The sequence below is a fragment of the Streptomyces marinisediminis genome, from assembly GCF_026262575.1.
GTDB classification, from domain to species: domain Bacteria; phylum Actinomycetota; class Actinomycetes; order Streptomycetales; family Streptomycetaceae; genus Streptomyces; species Streptomyces marinisediminis.
On the sequence record NZ_JAPKFL010000005.1, the window covers coordinates 252,653 to 270,633 of the forward strand.

Genomic DNA, 17,981 nt, shown 5'->3' on the forward strand with positions numbered 1-17,981 from the left:
GCGCGGCTCACGTCGCCCCCGGGAAGCGGCCCTGCCCGCGCAGCTCCCAGCGGCGTTCGGCGTAGGCCAGGTCGTCGCGCCACAGCCGGGCCGCGGCGCGGCGCACGAGCGGCCGCAGCAGCGGGGACGCCACCCTGGCCGCCGCGAAGCCGCGCCGCTCGGAGGTGGCGACGACCGCCTCGACGACCGCGGTGCGCGGCCGTGCCGCGTCCGGCGCGGTCAGCGGGGTGGCGTGTGTCTCCACCACCGAGGACGCGCCCTCCCCGTCGAGGATGCGCATCACCAGCGTGCGCGGACCCGGCGCGGTGAACGAGGCCCGCACCGGTACGGCCGCCCGGCGGCCCAGGCGGTAGGCGACCTCCACCACGAACCGGTCGCCGGCCTGCGGATCGGGCTCCTCGACGACGGTCAGGTGGGTGAAGGCGTAGGGGTGGAACCAGGCGCCGTGCCACGGGTCGAGCCGGTTGGCGATGACGTCCTCCGGCTCGCACGTGCCCACGACGGTGGTCACCGCGTCCACCGAGGCGCGCCGCGGCGGCCGCCGCGGCACCCGGGGCGCGGGCAGCGGCGGCTCCCCGCCGACGCCGTCCAGCCGCACCCACACCAGCACCCCGTCGTCGTGCGCCGGGTAGGGGTCCCAGCCGGGCGCGCCGCGCTCGGTCAGGCTCAGTCCGTGCCAGTGGCACACCAGGTGGCCGTCCACCACCGGGCTCTGGCACAGCGGCGCCCCCAGGTGCGGGCACGCCCCGGGCCCGGCGGTCAGCCCGCCGTCCTCCCGGCGCCAGAGCACGACCTCCCGCCCGGCCACCGTGCGCCCGAACGGGCGGCCGGGCGGCACCTCCCGGCTGGCACACAGCACGTACCAGTTGCCCGCCGGGCGGGCTCCGGCCCGCTTCAGCGCCGCCTCGATCACCTGCGGGCGGGCCGCCCGCCAGGTGGGCTCCTGGCCGCTCCAGGCACGCGCGGGCAGCAGCCGCACCGGGCTGCGCCACCCGGGGCGCCTCACGCCGCCCCCCTCCCGCGCGCCACCGGCCACGGCGGGGCGCCCAGGGCGCCGCGCAGCCGGCCGGCCGTCAGGGACGCCAGCCCGCCCAGCGCGATACCGGCCCGGTGGCGGCGCGGCACGACGACGCGGTGGTCGATGATCGCGTAGTCGGCGGCCTCGATGCGCTCCAGGATGCCGTGGTAGAGGACGAACGCGGTGCGCACGCACGGCCGGGAGACCGCGTGCAGCATCGGCACGCCCCGCGCGGCGTGCCGGTAGACGTCGCGGGTGAGGCCGATCATCGCCCGCAGCGCCCCGCGCACCCGGGGGTCGGTCCGCCCCGTCGCGCGGCACCACTCCAGCAGCGGTCGGTCGACGCCGTGTGCGGCCAGCAGGTCCCGCGGCAGGTAGATCCGCCCCCGGTCCAGGTCCTCGCCGACGTCGCGCAGGAAGTTGGTGAGCTGGAAGGCGACCCCCAGCGACGCGGCGTGCTCGGCCGCCTCCTCGCGCGGCACGACGGTGCCCAGGACCGGCAGCACCTGGAGCCCGATGACGGCGGCCGAGCCGTGCATGTAGGCGCGCAGGGCCTCCCAGTCGGCGTACTCCGTGACGTGCAGGTCCATGCGCATGGAGCGCATGAAGTCGGTGAAGTGGCCGGCGTCGATCCGGTAGCGGGCGACCGTGTCGGCCAGCGCCGCCAGCACCGGGTGGTCGCTGCGGCCGGTGGCCAGCGCGCGGCGCACCGTCGCGTCGAGCGCGTCCAGCGCGCGGGCCCGCTCGTCGGCGGGGGCGCCACCGGGGGCGTCCACGATGTCGTCGGCGTGGCGCGCGAAGCCGTACAGGGCGTGGACGGCCGGACGCTGGCGCGGGGTGAGCAGCCGGGTGGCCAGGAAGTACGTCGCCCCGCCCCGCGCGTTGATGCGCCGGCAGCGGGTGTAGGCGGCCCGCAGCCGTGCGTCGCGGACACCCGCCGCCGCCAGCTCCCTGGCCGTCATCGCCCGCCCCCGCCGGTCGCGGCGGCGGCCCGGGGCGCGGGGGCCCGCCGCGCGGTCGCCGCCGCCGGGCGCCCGGGGACCCCGGTGACGCGGGCGGCGGCCAGCTTCCCGGAGAGAACGACCGTCGGCACCCCCACCCCGGGGGTGGTGCCGCACCCGGCGAGGACGACGTTGCCCCAGCCGCGCGGCAGGTTCCCCGGCCGGAACGGCCCGGTCTGGGCGAAGGTGTGCGCGGCGGAGAACGGGGTTCCGGCCGCCAGGCCCTGCCGCGCCCAGTCGGCGGGCGTGACCAGGTGCTCCACCTCCAGCCCGGCGCCGAGCCCGGTCAGCCCGCGGCGCTCCAGCTCCCCGACGATCCGGTCCCGGTACCCGGGGGCCAGCCGGTCCCAGTCCCGGCGGCCGGTCACCAGGTTGGGGCACGGCGCCAGCACGTAGTACAGCTCCCGGCCCGGCGGGGCCAGCCCCGGGTCGGTGGCCGTGGGCCGGGTGACCAGCAGCGAGGGGTCGCTCATCAGCTCCCCGGTGCGCGTGAGCTCGTCGAAGGTGCGCCGCCAGGCGTGCCCGAACGACAGCGTGTGGTGCCCCAGTCCGGGCTGCCGGAAGGTGCCCCCGGCGTGCAGGACGACGGCCGACGGGGCGTACCGCAGCGGCACCGCCCGGCGCGGCGTCCGGCCCAGCAGGCGGTAGGCGGCCGGCAGGTCGCAGGTGAGGACCACCGCGTCGCACGCGAGGCGCTCACCGTCCCCGGTGACGACGGCCGTCGCCCGCTCGCCGCGCCGCTCCAGCGCGCTCACCGCGGTGCCGTAGCGAAACCGCGCCCCGGCCGCGGCGGCCGCGTCCGCCATGGCGCGGGGCACGGCGTGCACGCCGCCGCGCGGGAACCACACCCCGCTCACGGTGTCCATGTAGGCGATCACGGCGTACGCGGCCAGCGCCCGGGTCGGCGGCACCCCGGCGTACAGGGCCTGGAAGGAGAAGACCCGCCGCAGGCGCTCGTCGTCCAGGAAGTGCGCGACGCGCCCGTGCCAGGAGCCGAAGCCGCCCAGCGCCGCGAGCCGCACCAGGTCGGCGCCGAGCAGTCCGAGCGGGGAGTCGAAGTTCGCGTCGATGAACGACCGCATCTGCACCCGGTAGAGCCGCTCCAGCCAGCCCCGCATCCGCCGGTACCCGGCCGCGTCCCGGGCGCCGGCCACGCGGTGGACCTCGGCCTCCATGGCCGCCGGGTCGCTGTGCACGTCGAGGTGGGAACCGTCCGCGAAGCGCGCGCGGTACGCCGGGTCCAGCCGCACCAGCTCCACGTGGTCGGCCAGGCGCCGCCCCACCGCGGCCATCGCCTCGTCGACCAGGTCCGGCATCGTCAGCACCGTCGGCCCGGTGTCGATCCGGTAGCCCGCCAGCTCCAGCCGGCCGGCCCGGCCCCCCGGCCGGTCCGCGCGCTCCACGACCGTCACCGAGCGGCCCGCGCCCAGCAGGTGCAGGGCGGCCGACAGGCCCGACAGCCCCGCGCCCACCACCACGACGTGGTCGCTCGGGCCCCGTAGCGTCCTCACCCCCGCGCACCTCCCGGCGCCCAGGTGACGGCCGGCGGGCACGCCACCGAGCGGATGAGCCCGGTGAGCTCCCGCGCCGCGCTCTCCGTCAGGCCGGCCGCGTCGACCGCCGCCAGCGCTTCGGCGGCCAGGTCCGCGATGTGCTGCTCCACCACCGCCCGCGCGCCGAGCTCGACGAGGACCGCCCGCACCCGCTCCAGCCCGGACTCGCCGAGCGCGCGGTCGCCCAGCGCCCGGGTCAGCACCCGCTCGGCCGTCCGCCGGCGCCCGGCGCGCGCCTGCTGCAAGGCCACGGCCATCAGGTAGGTCGGCTTGCCCTGCCGGACGTCCGCGCCGGTCGGCTTGCCGGTGGCGGACCCGTCGCCGAAGACGTCGAGCAGGTCGTCACGGAGCTGGAAGGCGACGCCCGCCCGGCGCCCCGCCCGCCGCAGCTCCGGTTGGCGGACCCGCCCGTCCTCCGCGATCGCCGCGCCCAGGCCCAGGGGGCGCTGCACGGTGTACAGCCCCGCCTTCAGATGCGCGATGCGCAACGCCTGGGGCGGGTCGAAGTCACCGGCCGCCTGCCCGTGCAGGTCCAGGTACTGGCCCGCCACCATCTCGGTGCGCATCGCGCGCCACAGGGCGCCCGCCCGCCGCCGCGCCGCCGCCTTCAGCCCGGCCTCGTGCCACAGGTCCTCCGCCCACACCAGGGCGAGGTCGCCCGTCAGCAGCGCGGCGCCCGCCCCGAACTCCTCGGCCGCGCCGCGCAGTCCCCGGGCCCGGTGCCGGGCGGCGAACTCCACGTGCACCGAGGGCTTCGCGCGCCGCAGGGGGGCGGCGTCCATGAGGTCGTCGTGCACCAGCGCGCAGACCTGGAGCAGCTCCAGCGCCGCCCCCACCCGGAGCACGGCCCGCTCCTCCGCGGCGCCAGGCCCCCCGGCCCGCCAGCCGCACCACAGGAACCGGGGGCGCAGCCGCTTGCCGCCCCCGAGCGCGAACCGCGCCACCAGCTCGGCGACCTCCTCGGCGAACCGCCCGCTGACGCCGTCGGCCTGCGCGGCGCGCTCGGCCAGGTACTGGCGCAGGACGCCCTCCACCGCCGCGGGCACCTCGGCCACGGTGCCCAAAGGCCCCGGCCCGCCCCCCGGGCACGGACGGCGCTGGCCGCTGAGCGGCGGGCCGGGGCGGGCTCCCGGGGCGGGCGCGGGGGCGGTGGGCTGAGAGGTGGCCGTCGTGGTCTGGTGCCGCATCGCGGCTCCCTTCGGCGCGCTGCTGATCACGGCACCGCCGGGAGCGCGGTGGGCCTGCGCGGGAGCGGCGGTGTGAGCAGGGGTCGGGCGCCTCACCCCAGGAGGTGGCGAGCCGCCCGGCCGTTACTTCGAGCCCAGCACGCCCTCCTGCTGCTCGTACTGGGACAGCGCGATGCCGAGGGCGAAGAAGGTGGGGGCCCACTCTCCGATGAAGATGCCCCAGCGGTCGGCGCGGTCCAGGCCGGCGCGCTCGGCCTTGGTCGAGGTCAGCCACGTGGCGAACGCGCCGCCGATCGAGACGAAAGCCCCGAGGTAGGCGTGCTCGCTGCGCACGCCGGCATCATGCATCTTCTTGACGATCATGCGGAACTCCTTCGTGTGCCGGGCTGGCCGCGAGGCGGCCGGACCCGACCACGGATACCTCCGTCGCCTGGTACCAAACGTGTCCCGGGCCGATGCACCCGGTCGGCGGCGGCCCCCTGGCGAACTCCGGGTGGCGGGGATGCGCCCCGGACCTCGGCTTCGTGACGCTCCGCGAGGGCGGGGGTGCGCGGCGGCCGGCGGAAACCCGGAGCGGGGCGCCACCCGAAGAATGGCCGAAGTTCACCCCCGCGCCGCCTCTCCGTCGGCCCTCGCGCCCGCGGTGGACGCGGCCTCCCCGCGTCGTGCCCGGCCACCGGCCGGGAGCGCGCCGGGTACCGGCCACGGGCCGGGTGCCGGGACCGGACGCCGCACACGTGCCCGCGCCCCGGCCCCGGTCCGTCGGGCACCGGGCGGCCCGTCACGCTGGGGCGCTCCGGCCGCGGCCGGAGCGCACGTCCGGCCAGAGCGGGGGAGCACACGTCCGGCCAGAGCTGTGGAGCGCACCCGGGCAGCACGGAGGAGCCCGTCCGGCCAGGGCGGGGGCGCCCCCGGGCCGTGGCGGCGCCGGGCCCCCGCCGCACCCGGGCCAGCGCGCGGTGCCGTCAGACCGGCCGGTTCGCGCGCCGGGGCCGCCGCTCCCGGGCCACGCTGCTGGGCTCGGACACCACGCCGTAGCGCTGCGCCCACGCCTGGCGGGTGACCCACACGTCCAGCACCGCCCAGGTCGCCGCCACCGTGCCGCCCACCGCGCTCAGCATCGCCGGGAACGCCGCCCACACCTCCGCCAGCGCGCACAGCACGGCCACCATCACCAGCACCAGCGTCAGCGCGACCACGATCACCGCCCGCACGGCCGCCGCCCGCACCGGGTCGGGAAGCCGCGGCTTGCCCTTCATGGACCCCGTTCCCCCTTCGTCGTCCTTCGTCGTCACCCACTGTCCCGCAACCGGTTTCCGTATCACGTCGCCGAGCGGATTGTCAGCGCATCACCGGAAACTTCCGGACGAGCCGGGCCCGCTCGAACGGGCCACGGCCCGGACACATCTACGAGTTCCCCACCGCGCAGTAGTAGGCTCGCGCCCGACCGCCGGGCTGAGACCGCGTACCACCCAGGAACCACGCACCAGCCGAGGACCAGCGCCGACCCGGTGGCGTTGTCGACGTAGGGGAGGCCATGCGCTTTCGCGGGAAGACCATCCGCCGGAAGATCGTGGCGCTGTTGCTCGTGCCCCTGGTCACGCTGACCACCATCTGGGCCTTCGCCACCTACCTCACCGGGCGCGAGGCCGTGCACCTCACGCGCACCGCCCGGCTGGTGGCCGAACTGGCCGGGCCCGCCGAGGAGGCCGTCCAGGCCGTGCAGGACGAGCGCCGCCAGGTCCTGGTCCACCTCGCCGACCCGCGACGCTCCGACGCCCTGTCCCACCTCACGCTCCAGCAGACGGAGACCGACCAGGCCGTCGGCGAACTGCGCGAGAGGGCGGGGGAGTTCCGCGGTGACATGCCGCCGGACGCGCGCCGGCGCCTGGAGACGCTGCTCACCGAACTCGACGGCCTGGCCACCGTGCGCACCCAGGTCGAGCGCAACACCGCCACCCGGGACGGGGCGTTCGCCGCCTACACGTCCGTCATCGACCCCTGCCACGACCTGCTGGTGACGCTGCACTCGCTGCGCGACGCCTCGCTGGACCGCGAGGGCAAGGCGCTCGTCGGTCTCAGCCGCGCCCGGGAGCTCCTCTCCCGCGAGGACGCCCTGCTGGCCGGCGCCCTGTCCGCGGGGCGCATGACCCAGCGGGAGCTGCGCGCCTTCTCCGACCGCATCGCCGAACGCCGCGTCACCTACAGCACCAACCTCGCCGTCCTGCCCGACGAGGAGCGGCGCGCCTTCCGCGACTACTGGGACGGCGCCAACGGCCAGATCCTCACCGAGACCGAGGACGCGGCCCTGGCGGCGGGGCCCGAGGGAGCCGTGGCGGCGCTCGACTCCGAGCGCTGGGAAGCCGCCACCAGCGCGGTCCTCAAGGACCTCGACCGCATGAACGGCGAGGCCGCCGACCGGCTGGCCGAACGCGTCGAGCCCGCCGCCCGGTCGGTGTTCCTCCGGGCGGGACTCGCCGGCGTCGTCGGGTTCTTCGCCGTCCTGCTGTCCATCGTCGTCTCCCTGCGCATCGGCCGCGGCCTGGTGCGGGACCTGGGCGTCCTGCGCCGCGAGGCCCACGAGGTCTCCGGCGTGCGGCTGCCCAGCGTCATGCGGCGGCTGGCGGCCGGCGAGCAGGTGGACGTGGAGACCGAGGCGCCCCGCCTGGAGTACGGCCCCGACGAGCTCGGCCAGGCGGCGCAGGCCCTTAACACCCTCCAGCGCGCCGCCGTCGAGGCCGCAGTCAAGCAGGCGGAGATGCGCCGGGGCGTCTCGGAGGTCTTCGTCAACCTCGCCCGCCGCAGCCAGGTGCTCCTCCACCGCCAGCTCGCGCTCCTGGACACCATGGAACGCCGCACCGAGGACGCCGACGAACTGGCCGACCTCTTCCGGCTGGACCACCTGACCACCCGGATGCGCCGCCACGCCGAGGGCCTGGTCATCCTCTCCGGAGCCGCGCCCTCCCGGCAGTGGCGCCGCCCGGTCGGCCTCATGGACGTCGTGCGGGCCGCCGTCGCCGAGGTCGAGGACTACGAGCGCATCGAGATACGGCGCCTGCCGCCGCTGGCCGTCGACGGTCCGGCCGTCGGCGACCTGACCCACCTCGTCGCCGAACTCCTGGAGAACGCCACCGCATTCTCGCCGCCGCACACCGCCGTACAGGTGAGGGGCGAGCGCGTGGCGAACGGCTTCACCCTGGAGATCCACGACCGAGGCCTGGGCATGCCGGCCGACGCCCTGCTGGAAGCCAACCTCCGGCTCGCCGAGACGCCGGAGTTCGAGCTGTCCGACACCGACCGGCTCGGCCTGTTCGTCGTCGCGCGCCTGGCCCAGCGCCAGGGCGTGCGGGTGTCCCTGCAGCCGTCCCCCTACGGCGGCACCACCGCCGTCGTGCTCATCCCCGGCTCGGTGCTCACCGAGACCGACGGCACCGACCCGGCCGCCGACCGCGACGACGAGCGGCCCCCGGCCCTCGCCCGCGTCCCCGCCGCCCCGCAGCGCGACCTCGCCGCGGCCCTCGGCGTCGGCCGCCCCCGCGGCGCCCTGCGCGGCCGGGGCCGCCCGGTGGAGCTGGACGGCCCGCTGGGAGACCTCGACGACCTCGACGACGGCGAACGGCGCCGCCCCGACGACACCCCGGCGGACGGCATCGGCAGCCTCTTCCGCGCCCTGCGCGAGCGGGGCGCCACCACCGCGCCCCCCGAGGAGCACCACGGCCGCGAGGAGCGGACCGCACCGGAGGCCGGCGGCCAGGCCGCCCGCGGCGAGCCCGCGGCCCTGCCCCGCCGCCGTTCCGGCACCGCGGGACGGCCGGTCCTGGTGGCCGACCACGGCCGTCCCGTCCGCCCGGCGCGGGACGCCGGCACCGACACCGGACGCGGACCCGGCGGCCACCCCGACCACCCCGGCCACCCCGGCGGAGCGGCCGGGCCCGGCGGGCCCCGCCCGGCCGAGGAGCCCGAGCCGCCGCGGACGGTCGGCGGGCTGCCGCGCCGCCGCCGCCAGGCCAGCCTGGCCCCGCAGCTCCGCGAGGACCACCGGGACGCGGACGAACCGGCACCCGGCGGCCCGCTCCCGGCCGACGACCCCGGCCGCCCGGCCCCCGAGCCGGCCGACCGGGACGCCGAGCAGGTCCGCGACCGCATGGCCGCGCTCCAGCGCGGCTGGCAGCGCGGACGCCAGCACAACGACGGAACCACACCCGAAGGGGACGGTCGATGACCGCACCGAAAGCGACGGCCCACGACGCCGAAGAACAGGGCTCCGGAGAGCTGAACTGGCTCCTGGACGACCTCGTGGGGCGGGTCGGCAGCATCCGAAAGGCGCTGGTCCTCTCCGGCGACGGCCTGCCCCGGGGCGCCTCCCGGGACCTGTCCCGGGAGGACGGCGAACACCTGGCCGCGGTGGCCTCCGGCTTCCACAGTCTGGCCAAGGGCGTCGGCCGCCACTTCGGCGTGGGCGGCGTCCGCCAGACGGTGATCGAGCTCGACGACGCCTTCCTGTTCGTCACCGCCGCCGGGGACGGCAGTTGCCTGGCCGTCCTGGCCGAAGCCGAGTCCGACGTGGGCCAGATCGCCTACGAGATGACGCTGCTCGTCAAGCGGGTCGGCGTCCACCTGGGCACCGCGCCGCGCAGCGACGTGCCGGGCGGAGGGTGAAGGGGCGGCGCATGACCGACGCCTGGTTCGACGACGCGGCCGGACCCGTGGTGCGGCCCTACGCGATGACGCGTGGCCGCACCCGCCCCGACGCGCGGCTGCGCCTGGACCTCATCGCCCTGGTCACCGCCGACGACGACGCGCTGGAACGCGCCGAGCACGCGGCACCGGCCGACCACCGGGCGCAGGACGACGCGCCCGGCCACCCTGTGCACCCCGGCCCCGCCGGGCCCACCCCCGCCACCGGGTTCGCCCCCGAGCACCTGACCATCGTGCGCCGGTGCTCGGGGGACCCGCAGTCGGTCGCCGAGCTGGCGGCCGACCTCGACCTGCCCGTCGGGGTCGTGCGCGTCCTGGTCTCCGACCTCGTCACCGCCGAGCTCGTGCGCGTCACCCGCCCCGTCCCCCCGGCCGAGCTGCCGGACGAGACCGTTCTGCGAGAGGTAATCGATGGCCTTCGGGCGCTCTGAGCCGGGGGCCCGGCCCACCCCCGCGCCGACCGCGCTGAAGATCCTGGTCGCCGGCGGCTTCGGCGTCGGTAAGACGACCTTCACCGGCGCGGTCAGCGAGATCAAGCCGCTGCGCAGCGAGGAGGCGCTCACCGAGGCCGGCCGCCCCTACGACGACCTGGGCGGCGTGGAGGCCAAGGCCACGACCACCGTCGCCATGGACTTCGGCCGCATCACCCTCAGCGCCTCCATGGTCCTGTACCTCTTCGGCACCCCGGGGCAGGACCGGTTCTGGTTCCTGTGGGACGAGCTGGCGCAGGGCGCGCTGGGCGCCGTCGTCCTGGTCGACACCCGGCGCCTGGAGGAGAGCTTCGCCGCCATCGACTACGTCGAGCGGCGCGGCATCCCCTTCGCCGTCGCCGTCAACCTCTTCGACGGCGCGCCGACCCACCCCGTCCCGACCGTGCGGGCCGCCCTGGACCTGGACCCGGACGTGCCCCTGCTGCTGTGCGACGCACGCCGCCGGGAGTCCGCGCGGGAGGTGCTCGTCGCCCTCGTCGAACACTCCCTGCGCACCGCCGCGGCGCGGCAGCACCTGCCCGCCGCCCCGTAGCGGGCCGCTCAGAAGGCCACGTTGAAGACGAGCGCCCCGAGGACGCCGCCGATCAGCGGACCGGCCACCGGAACCCAGGCGTAACCCCAGTCCGAGCCGCCCTTGTTCGGAATGGGCAGGAGCTGGTGCACGATGCGCGGACCCAGGTCGCGCGCCGGGTTGATCGCGTACCCCGTCGGCCCGCCCAGCGACAGGCCGATGCCCACCACCAGCAGGGCGACCATCAGCGTCTGCGTGCCCGAGGTGCCCAGCCCCTGCGTCAGCCCGAACGCCAGGACGGGCAGCACCAGGGCGACCGTCGCGATGATCTCGGTCAGCAGGTTGACCAGCGGTTTGCGGATCTCCGGCCCGGTCGCGAAGGCCCCCAGCGTCGGCGCCGCGTTCTCCTTGTCCGCGTTGGCCTGGAACTGCGCGTAGTACGCCGCCCAGGCGAGCGCCGCGCCCAGCATCGCCCCGACGAGCTGCCCGGCCACGTAGACGGGCACCTTGCTCCAGTCCCCGCTCTCCACCGCGATGCCGAAGGTGACCGCCGGGTTGATGTGCCCGCCCGAGAGCGGGCCGGCCGTGTACGCTCCGGCGAGCACGCCGAAGCCCCAGCCGAAGGAGATGACGATCCACCCCCCGGCCTCGGCCTTGGAGTGGCGGAGCGTCACGGCCGCGACCACACCCACGCCGAACAGGATGAGGATCGCGGTGCCGATGATCTCGCCGACGAAGATGTCACCGGTGGGATAGTCCATGACGGCTCCTCGTGCGTGCCTCGCCCGGAGCGGTCGCCCCGGGCACCCTGCGAGGTGCTCCCCGTGCGCACATCGGCACGCCCGGCCCGGCAGCGGGCCGACGGCCGCCGCCCGCACCGCACCCGCGACCAGCGTGAGCCGGCCGGCCGTGACCGGCGCGCCCGTGCCCGCCACTTGGCGCGGCGGCGCATCCGGCAGTGTTCACCCGCCCCGCCACCCCGTCAAGCCGCCCGGGACGGCGGCCGGGAGGGGCCGGAGGCCGGCAGCGACCCCCGGGCCACGGGGAAGTCGAAGGAGCGGTCGGGGTAGGGCTCGGCCCGGTAGGTGAAGTGCCACCACTCCTGCGGCAGATCCGCGAACCCCGCCAGCACCATGAGCCGCCGCAGCAGCAGCCGGTGGGCCCGCTGCGCCGGTGTGACGTGCGGGCTGAGGGTGTGCGCGAGCCGGTCGAAGCAGTCGTACCCCGTGCCCATGTCCACCGAGGCGTCCGGGTACCGCGCGGCGCGCGGCGCGTAGCACGGCACCGGGGGTTCCCCCGGCACGTACGCCCGCGTCGGCCGCACGGGCAGCCGCACCAGCGTCACGTCCACCGTGGAGCCCCGGCTGTGCGCGGAGCGCTCGGCGATGTAGCCCTCGGCCAGCAGCCGCTCCTTGGGCACGCGGGGGTAGAACTCCGCCTTGGTCCGCGTGTCCCGCGCGTCCCCGGCCCACGCGACGAACCGCTCCACCGCGCGCCGCGGCCGGTAGCAGTCGTACACCTGGAGCGAGTACCCCCGGCGCAGCGCCGCCCGCTGCACCCGTGCCACGGCCTCGGCCGCCTCCCGCGTCAGCAGGCACACCGGCTCGCGGTAACCGACCACCGGCTCGCCCAGGAAGTTGTGCGAGCCGTGGTACCGCAGGTCCGTCAGCACCCCGGGAGCCACCGCGTCCAGCGCCACGAATCCCACGGGAGCCCGCTGCGCGTCCCGGGCCCCCGCGGGCGGCACCCCGGCCAGCAGGGCCGCCGCACACACCAGCACCGCCACCACACCTCGCATGCCCGCACCCTGCACCACCGGGCGCCGTACCCCAAGCGCCCCCGCCGCGCGGTGCCCCGAACGGAGCGCGCGCAACGGCTCACCCCCGCCCGGGCCGCCCCTCCAGCGCCGCCCACTCGCGCAGCACCCGGTCGGGTGAACCCACCAGAAGCCAGTAGCACGGCGCCCCGCCGGCCATCCGCAGCTCCGCACGGCCCGGCCGGTCGTGCCCCGATCCGGCCCCCGCCGCCCCCGCACGCACCGTCAGCCGCCCCGTCACCGGACCCTCGTGGCCGACCAGATGGGCCCCGGCCGAGGCCAGCACGAGCTGCACCCGACCGGCCGCGCCGTCGTGCACGGCGCCTCCCTGCGCGTCCAGCACCCGCGCGTCGGCCGCCAGGCGGGAGCGCAGCAGCCACGGGCCCTGGCCGCCCGCCTCCCGCTCCCACCACAGCGGCGGCGCGTCCTGGCGCAGCAGCACCCCGCCCGGCGTGCGCAGCCGCACCTCGCCCCGCCGGGTGACCACCACCAGCACCCGCTGGGAGACCAGCCGGCAGCCGTGCTCGGTGTCCGGCTCCAGCGTCGCCCGCGCGTCCGGCTCGCGGGGCCCGCCCGCCCCGCCCGCGCCGGGCTCGGCGCCGTCCCACCCGAGGAAGACCGCGCCGCCCGCCGCCACCCGCACCCGCAGCACCGACCGCTCGAAGCGGACGCGCCCCCCGCCCGGCTCCGGCTCGGCACCCACCACCGCCCCCGGTGCCCGTACCCGCAGCCGCTCCGCGCCGGGCGCCGCCTCACCCACCCGGGCCGCCGCCGTCCGCGCCCACCGCCGTACCGCCCGCCCCAGCGGTGCCCCGAACCGCCGCGGCGCCGCGCCCCACCCCGTCGGCCCGTCCAGGCCCCTCGCGTCCATGCTGCTCAGCGTGCCACCGGACCACCACCGGCACGGCGCCGTTCAACCTGTGTTCACCGAAGCGACCGCGGGCGTTGCGCCGCGTACCAGGACGTCCCGATATGGGATGGCGCCCCTGGTGCCGCGGATCATCCCATGGCATCGTCCTGCACAGCCGCGTCACGCGCACACCCTGCCGCTCGTGCGCGCCACGCACGCACACCCTCGCGTACACCGTCCGGGAGCCGCCCCATGACCGCCGAAGCAACCGCGCCCCAGCCCCGCCCCCTGTGGCAGCCGGGACCCGACCGCATCGCGCGCGCCCAGCTCACCCGCTTCCACGCCTGGGCCGCCGAGCAGCACGGCGCGCCCGCCCCCGACCCCGGCGACGCGGCCGCGAGCTACGCGGCCCTGCACCGGTGGTCCGTGGAGGCGCTGCCCGCCTTCTGGCAGGCGGTCACCGAGTGGTTCGACGTCCGCTTCGCCACCCCGTACGAGACCGTGCTCGCCGACCGCGCGATGCCCGGCGCCCGCTGGTTCCCCGGCGCCACCCTCAACTACGCCGAGCACGCCCTGCGCGCCGCCGACGACCCGGCCCGCGCACGGCAGCCGGCCCTCGTCCACGTCGACGAGCGCCAGGAGCCGCAGCCGCTCGCCTGGGCCGAGCTGCGCCGCCAGGTCGCCTCACTCGCCGCGGAACTGCGCGGCCTGGGCGTGCGCCCCGGCGACCGGGTCAGCGGCTACCTGCCCAACATCCCGCAGGCCGCCGTCGCCCTGCTGGCCACCGCCGCCGTCGGCGGGGTGTGGACCTCCTGCGCCCCCGACTTCGGCGCCCGCAGCGTGCTGGACCGCTTCCAGCAGGTCGAACCGGTGGTGCTGTTCACCGTCGACGGCTACCGCTACGGCGGCAAGGAGCACCCGCGCGCCGACGTCGTCGCCGAACTGCGCCGCGAGCTGCCCACCCTGCGCGCCGTCGTCCACGTGCCGCTGCTGGGCACCGAGGCGCCCGACGGCGCGCTGGAGTGGGCCGCGCTGACCGCCGGCGACCCCGAGCCGGTCTACGAGCAGGTCCCCTTCGACCACCCCCTGTGGGTGCTCTACTCCTCCGGGACCACCGGGCTGCCCAAGGCCATCGTCCAGTCCCAGGGCGGCATCCTCCTGGAACACCTCAAACAGCTCGGGCTGCACTGCGACCTCGGACCGGGCGACCGCTTCTTCTGGTACACCTCCACCGGCTGGATGATGTGGAACTTCCTCGTCTCCGGCCTGCTGACCGGCACCACCGTCATCACCTACGACGGCAGCCCCGGCCACCCCACCACCGACGCCCAGTGGCGCGTCGCCGAGCGCACCGGCGCCACCTTCTACGGCACCTCCGCCGCGTACGTCATGGCCTGCCGCAAGGCCGACGTCCACCCCGGCCGCGACGCCGACCTCTCCGCCCTGCGCTGCGTGGCCACCACCGGCTCCCCGCTCCCCCCGGACGGCTTCCGCTGGCTGCACGACGAGGTGGGCGCCGACCTGTGGATCGCCTCCGTGAGCGGCGGCACCGACGTGTGCAGTTGCTTCGCCGGGGCCGTCCCCACCCTCCCCGTCCACGTCGGTGAGCTCCAGGCCGCCTGCCTGGGCACCGACCTGCGGTCCTGGGACCCGCAGGGCAGAGAGCTGACCGGCGAGGTGGGCGAGCTCGTCGTCACCAACCCGATGCCCTCGATGCCCGTGCGGTTCTGGAACGACCCCGACGGCGCGCGCTACCGCGAGAGCTACTTCGAGACCTACCCCGGCGTGTGGCGCCACGGCGACTGGATCACCCTCACCGACCGGGGCTCGGTCGTCATCCACGGCCGCTCGGACTCCACGCTCAACCGGCAGGGCGTGCGCATGGGCTCCGCCGACATCTACGAGGCCGTCGAACGCCTCCCGGAGATCCGCGAGTCCCTGGTCATCGGCGTCGAGGAGGCCGACGGGGGCTACTGGATGCCGCTGTTCGTCCACCTCGCCCCCGGGGCCGTCCTGGACGACGCCCTGCGCGAGCGGATCAAGCGCACCCTCCGCGAACAGCTCTCACCCCGCCACGTACCCGACGAGGTCGTCGAGGTCGCCGCCGTCCCGCACACCCTCACCGGCAAGCGCCTGGAGGTCCCCGTCAAGCGGCTCCTGCAGGGCACGCCCCTCGACCGGTGCGTCAACCCCGGGTCCGTCGACGACGTCGAGCTCCTGCGCGTCTACGAGCGCCTCGGCCGCGAGCGCGCCGCCACCCGGGGCTGAACCGGGCCCACGGGAAACGGCCCGCCCGCCGCACCGGTCGTCGGTGCGACGGGCGGGCCGTGTGCCGCGGGCGGGCCGTGCCGGGCGGGCCTCACTCCCCGGAGAGCACCGCCCGCGCCGCCTGCCGCGCCCGCTCGGCGCCGTCCGCGGCCCGGGCCGCGGACGCCGCCCGCTCGCACTGGGCGAACGTGTGCTGCGCCAGCGCCGCGCGCACGTGCGGGATGGCCGAGGCACCCATCGACAGGCTGGTGACCCCCAGCCCCGTCAGCACGCAGGCCAGCAGCGGGTCGGCCGCGGCCTCGCCGCACACCCCGCAGCTCTTGCCCTCGGCCTTCGCCGCCTCCGCCGACAGCGCCACGAGGTCCAGCAGCGCGGGCTGCCACGGGTCCTGCAGCCGCGCGACGGCGCCCACTTGGCGGTCGGCCGCGAAGGTGTACTGCGCCAGGTCGTTGGTGCCCAGCGACAGGAACTCCACCTCCTGGAGCACCGAGCGCGCCCGCAGCGCGGCCGACGGGATCTCCACCATCGCCCCGACCTTGGCCGTCAGCCCCGCCTCCCGGCACGCGTCGGCGAAGGCCCGGGCGTCCGCCCGGTCGGCCACCATCGGCGCCATGACCTCCAGGTACACCGGCAGGCCCTCGGCCGCCCTCGCCAGAGCCGTGAGCTGCGTGCGCAGCACCTCGGGGTGGTCCAGCAGCGTGCGCAGGCCGCGCACACCCAGCGCCGGGTTCGGCTCCTCGCCCGGGGAGAGGAACGCCAGCGGCTTGTCCGCCCCCGCGTCCAGCACCCGCACCACGACCCGGCCCTCGGGGAACGCCTCCAGCACCGCGCGGTAGGCGGCCACCTGCTTCTCCTCGGACGGCGCCCGCTCGCTGTCGTCCAGGAACAGGAACTCGGTGCGGAACAGACCCACGCCCTCCGCCCCGGCCTCGACGGCCGCGGCCACGTCCGCCGGGCCGCCCACGTTGGCCAGCAGCGGCACCTTGTGACCGTCGGAGGTCGCCCCCGGGCCCGAGGCCGACGCCAGCGCCGCCCGGTGCTCGGCCGCCACCCGGACCAGCCGCTCGCGCTCCGCCTCGTCCGGGTCGACGACGACCTCGCCGTTGGCGCCGTCCACGGCGACGACCACGCCCTCGGCCAGCTCCCCCGCCCCCGGCAGCGCCACGACCGCCGGCACTCCGAGCGCGCGCGCCAGGATCGCGCTGTGGCTGGTGGGGCCGCCCTCCTCGGTGACGAACCCCAGGACGAGCGCCGGATCGAGCAGCGCCGTGTCGGCCGGGGCCAGGTCCCGCGCGACCAGCACGTAGGGCTCGTCGCTGTCGGGAACGCCCGGCATCGGCACGCCCATCAGGCGCGCGACGATGCGGTTGCGCACGTCGTCCAGGTCCGCGACCCGCCCGGCCAGGTACTCGCCGGCACCGGCCAGCAGCTCGCGGTAGGTCGAGAAGGCGTCGTAGACCGCGCGCTCGGCGGTCCCGCCCACCGTGACCCGCCGCTCGACGTCGGCGATCAGCTCCGGGTCCTGCGCCATCAGCGCCTGGGCCTCCAGCACGGCCTGGGCCTCGCCGCCCGCGAGCTCGCCGCGCGCGGTGAGGTCCGCGGCGACCGCCTCCACGGCCTGCCGGGCACGCTGCTGTTCACGCGGCGCCTCCTCGGCGTCGATCTGCCGCGCCGGGGGCTCCAGCACGGCCGTGCCCATGTGCCGTACCTGTCCGACGGCGACCCCGTGGCTGACGCCGACGCCTTGCAGCTTGTCCATCTCACCCGTCTCCGGTTCGTGCGGTGACCCGTGCACCGCGGTGCGTCTGGTGGGCGCCCCGGCGCCGGTGGCGGGGCGCGGTGCGGTTCAGCTCCAGCGGAACAGGGCGTCCCCGGTGGCGACGTCGGCGTCCTCCACCATCTCGGACAGTGCGTCCGCCGAGGCCTCCAGCGCGACGACCGGGCTGATCGGCGACTTGCCGGCCCGCTCCACCGCGGCCGGGTCCCAGCGCACGATGGCGTCCCCGCGCCGGACGGTGTCGCCCTTGGCGGCGAGCAGCTCGAACCCCTCGCCACCCAGTTGCACGGTGTCGATGCCCAAATGTGTCAGCACTCCGTGCCCCTCGTCGTCGACGATCGCGAAGGCGTGCGGGTGCAGGGACACGATGACGCCGTCCACCGGGGCCACGGCGACCGTGGCGCCACGCGCGGGTTCGACGGCGGTACCGGGGCCCACCATGGAGCCGGAGAAAACGGGGTCGGGCACGGCAGCGAGCCCGACGACGCGTCCGGCCAGCGGGGACGTCACGGTCGTCATGGGGAAGCCTCCAGGGGCGGTGTCGTTCAGCCGCCGCCTCTTCCTGTCCCGGACGGCGTCCGTTCAGCAGCCTAAGTCATCGGAGTGACGGGTTCCGCAGGAGCGTGCGGGCGGGCTGCCGGGGCGCGATTTGCACCGCCGGAGCGGTGCCCTGTACTGTCGACCCCCTGCCCGGCGCCGAGCGCGTATCCGGGTGGCGCCCGACGAACTCCAGAATCCTTCCGGAGAATCTCCGGCCCCTTGCCGTGCGCCTCGAACGGGACACGGAAGCGGGGAAACGGACCGGAAAGTT

16 protein-coding genes are annotated in these 17,981 nt (G+C 76.8%); 5 read left to right on the top strand and 11 right to left on the bottom strand.

The features are described from left to right. Window positions 1-7: 7 nt before the first annotated feature. From OSB71_RS06475 to OSB71_RS06500, 6 genes are all read right to left on the bottom strand, one after another. Window positions 8-1,006 (bottom strand): Rieske (2Fe-2S) protein, encoded by a 999-nt coding sequence (locus OSB71_RS06475; protein WP_265945169.1) that lies wholly within the window; start codon window positions 1,004-1,006, stop codon window positions 8-10. Further along, window positions 1,003-1,980, bottom strand: a complete 978-nt coding sequence (locus OSB71_RS06480) for a phytoene/squalene synthase family protein (RefSeq protein ID WP_265945171.1) — start codon at window positions 1,978-1,980, stop codon at window positions 1,003-1,005. Before OSB71_RS06480 ends, OSB71_RS06475 begins: the two co-directional genes overlap by 4 nt. Further along, window positions 1,977-3,530 carry a phytoene desaturase family protein gene (crtI, locus tag OSB71_RS06485; RefSeq protein WP_265945173.1) on the bottom strand — a complete coding sequence of 518 codons (1,554 nt, stop codon included), beginning with the start codon at window positions 3,528-3,530 and terminating at the stop codon, window positions 1,977-1,979. The genes OSB71_RS06480 and crtI overlap by 4 nt, the downstream gene beginning before the upstream one ends. Continuing rightward, window positions 3,527-4,618, bottom strand: coding sequence for a polyprenyl synthetase family protein (locus tag OSB71_RS06490; protein ID WP_265945175.1), 1,092 nt, complete (start codon window positions 4,616-4,618; stop codon window positions 3,527-3,529). The genes crtI and OSB71_RS06490 overlap by 4 nt, the downstream gene beginning before the upstream one ends. A gap of 264 nt (window positions 4,619-4,882) precedes the next feature. Then, window positions 4,883-5,122 (bottom strand): hypothetical protein, encoded by a 240-nt coding sequence (locus OSB71_RS06495; RefSeq protein ID WP_265945177.1) that lies wholly within the window; start codon window positions 5,120-5,122, stop codon window positions 4,883-4,885. A gap of 602 nt (window positions 5,123-5,724) precedes the next feature. After that, complete coding sequence (locus tag OSB71_RS06500; protein ID WP_416237204.1) at window positions 5,725-6,054, bottom strand: hypothetical protein; 330 nt, start codon at window positions 6,052-6,054, stop codon at window positions 5,725-5,727. 242 nt (window positions 6,055-6,296) lie between these two features. Between OSB71_RS06500 and OSB71_RS06505 the strand changes: the two genes are divergently transcribed. From OSB71_RS06505 to OSB71_RS06520, 4 genes are read left to right on the top strand one after another with little or no spacing between them, the layout of a single operon-like run. After that, on the top strand, window positions 6,297-8,981 hold the full coding sequence (locus OSB71_RS06505) for a nitrate- and nitrite sensing domain-containing protein (RefSeq protein ID WP_265945179.1): 2,685 nt from the start codon (window positions 6,297-6,299) through the stop codon (window positions 8,979-8,981). Then, complete coding sequence (locus tag OSB71_RS06510; RefSeq protein WP_265945182.1) at window positions 8,978-9,418, top strand: roadblock/LC7 domain-containing protein; 441 nt, start codon at window positions 8,978-8,980, stop codon at window positions 9,416-9,418. The genes OSB71_RS06505 and OSB71_RS06510 overlap by 4 nt, the downstream gene beginning before the upstream one ends. Window positions 9,419-9,429: 11 nt before the next feature. Next, the gene (locus OSB71_RS06515) at window positions 9,430-9,888 is read left to right on the top strand and encodes a DUF742 domain-containing protein (RefSeq protein WP_265945184.1); all 459 of its coding nucleotides are present in this window, start codon (window positions 9,430-9,432) and stop codon (window positions 9,886-9,888) included. Then, window positions 9,869-10,480: a GTP-binding protein gene (locus tag OSB71_RS06520; RefSeq protein ID WP_265945186.1), complete on the top strand. Its 612-nt coding sequence runs from the start codon at window positions 9,869-9,871 to the stop codon at window positions 10,478-10,480. Before OSB71_RS06515 ends, OSB71_RS06520 begins: the two co-directional genes overlap by 20 nt. 8 nt (window positions 10,481-10,488) lie before the next feature. Here OSB71_RS06520 and OSB71_RS06525 read toward each other — a convergent pair whose 3' ends face one another. The 3 genes from OSB71_RS06525 to OSB71_RS06535 all read right to left on the bottom strand — a co-directional run bounded on the left by OSB71_RS06525 (window position 10,489) and on the right by OSB71_RS06535 (window position 13,146). Next, window positions 10,489-11,220 (bottom strand): MIP/aquaporin family protein, encoded by a 732-nt coding sequence (locus tag OSB71_RS06525; protein ID WP_265945188.1) that lies wholly within the window; start codon window positions 11,218-11,220, stop codon window positions 10,489-10,491. A 221-nt stretch (window positions 11,221-11,441) separates the two neighbouring features. After that, entirely contained in the window at window positions 11,442-12,257 is an 816-nt protein-coding gene (locus tag OSB71_RS06530; protein WP_265945191.1) for a M15 family metallopeptidase, read from the bottom strand. A 79-nt stretch (window positions 12,258-12,336) separates the two neighbouring features. After that, window positions 12,337-13,146 carry a hypothetical protein gene (locus OSB71_RS06535; protein ID WP_265945193.1) on the bottom strand — a complete coding sequence of 270 codons (810 nt, stop codon included), beginning with the start codon at window positions 13,144-13,146 and terminating at the stop codon, window positions 12,337-12,339. Between the two features lie 231 nt (window positions 13,147-13,377). Here OSB71_RS06535 and OSB71_RS06540 point away from each other — a divergent pair, with 231 nt between their 5' ends. Beyond that, a complete protein-coding gene (locus tag OSB71_RS06540; protein WP_265945195.1) occupies window positions 13,378-15,393 on the top strand; it encodes an acetoacetate--CoA ligase in 2,016 nt (671 codons plus the stop codon). 91 nt (window positions 15,394-15,484) lie between these two features. Here the strand turns inward: OSB71_RS06540 and ptsP are convergent, their stop codons facing one another. Together ptsP and OSB71_RS06550 are read right to left on the bottom strand one after the other, a co-directional pair. Further along, the gene (gene ptsP / locus OSB71_RS06545; protein WP_265945197.1) at window positions 15,485-17,152 is read right to left on the bottom strand and encodes a phosphoenolpyruvate--protein phosphotransferase; all 1,668 of its coding nucleotides are present in this window, start codon (window positions 17,150-17,152) and stop codon (window positions 15,485-15,487) included. An 87-nt stretch (window positions 17,153-17,239) separates the two neighbouring features. Beyond that, entirely contained in the window at window positions 17,240-17,689 is a 450-nt protein-coding gene (locus OSB71_RS06550; protein ID WP_265945199.1) for a PTS sugar transporter subunit IIA, read from the bottom strand. Between the last annotated feature and the right edge of the window lie 292 nt (window positions 17,690-17,981).